This is a genomic window from Psychrobacter sp. 1Y4 (genome assembly GCF_051847555.1).
In genome coordinates, this window is the sequence record NZ_JBPYDE010000073.1 from 1 (window position 1) to 1,322 (window position 1,322).

Annotated in this window: 2 protein-coding genes; both read left to right on the forward strand. The window is 41.5% G+C overall.

The window, feature by feature from the left end:
- The first annotated feature begins 159 nt into the window (after window positions 1-159).
- The gene (locus ACS8FC_RS14235) at window positions 160-840 is read left to right on the forward strand and encodes a glutathione S-transferase family protein (protein WP_439297238.1); all 681 of its coding nucleotides are present in this window, start codon (window positions 160-162) and stop codon (window positions 838-840) included.
- A 120-nt stretch (window positions 841-960) separates the two neighbouring features.
- On the forward strand, window positions 961-1,322 hold a 362-nt coding region (locus ACS8FC_RS14240; RefSeq protein WP_439297239.1), incomplete at its 3' end, for a TetR/AcrR family transcriptional regulator.

Sequence of the window (1,322 nt, forward strand, 5' to 3'; positions counted from 1 at the left end):
AATGTACAACATGAAATAAGTTATTGCTTGAACGAACGTTCAATTACGGTTATAGTATTTGCCAGATAAGCAGAAAACACGTCTATCTCTACAATCTTTTTTATTTTTTCTACTACCTTTGATAGTTATCAGATGACTATGTCCTAATAGGATAAGATTATGCTTAAGTTTTATTTTCACCAAACGCCAAACCCAATGAAAGTGGCACTGTTTCTTGAAGAAACTGGTTTGCCCTATGAACTCGTTGCTGTCGATACGCTAAAAGGGGAACAGCATACGCCTGAATACCGCACTATCAATCCCAATGGTAAAACGCCTGCCCTTGAAGATGATGGCAAACGTGTATTCGACTCTACTGCTATCTTGATGTACTTGTCTGAAAAAACAGGATTGCTGGCAGGACAGCCAGAAGATCGTAGCGAGATGCTCTCGTGGTTGATGTTTTTAGCAACTGGTCTGGGCCCTTATTCTGGTCAATCTGTGCATTTTAGGCACAAGGCGCCAGAAAAGATCCCGTATGCGATGAACCGCTATCTTCGTGAAGCTGAGCGGCATTACGAAGTGCTCGACACCCATTTAGAAGGCCGTGAGTATTTGGTTGGAGATGAGTATTCAATCGCTGATATCTCCGCGTGGGGCTGGATAGACAAGGCAACGGTGGTACTGGGCGACGCAGGTTTAGATAATCATCCTAATCTAAAGCGTTGGTTTGCCACTATTGATGCTCGTCCTGCGGTGCAAAAAGCGCGTGAAATTCCTAAAAACATCGACTTTAAAACTGAGTTGGATGAAGTTGCTGCACGCGCGCTTTACCCGCAGAATTTTGATAAAAACAGTTAATCAAAGCAAAGATGCACAAAAAGCTTTATAATAAAAAGTGATTAAAAACAGCAACTAATATTGATTCTACAAACTTTGCCTTAAAATAGATTTTAAGGTGAAGCGATTAAGGTAAAAACTATGAGTGCTCCGATAAAGTTCAATCGTGAGGATGTGATCGAAAAAGCAAAAAATCTCTATTGGGAAAAAGGCTATCATGCGACCTCGATGCGCAATCTGCAAGACGTCATCAATATGCATCCTGGTAGTATTTATGCCGCTTTTGGTAGTAAAGATAAGCTCTTTATAGAGTCATTAAACCGTTATGCCGCAGATGGCGCCAAGCGTTTGGCTGACTGTATCGAGCAAAAAGACACCCTGCTTGATGGATTAAAACATTTTATCCATACTCTTATCGTAGTCAATAAAGCGACAGCACCAAGCGGTATGTGCATGATTGTAAAAACGATCGCTGAATTGACTCAGAATGACAGCCCCGAGCT

What these genes read in the sequence shown, in the direction of transcription:
- ACS8FC_RS14235 (WP_439297238.1), top strand. Translation starts at nt 160, where the DNA reads ATGCTTAAGTTTTATTTTCACCAAACGCCAAACCCAATGAAAGTGGCA.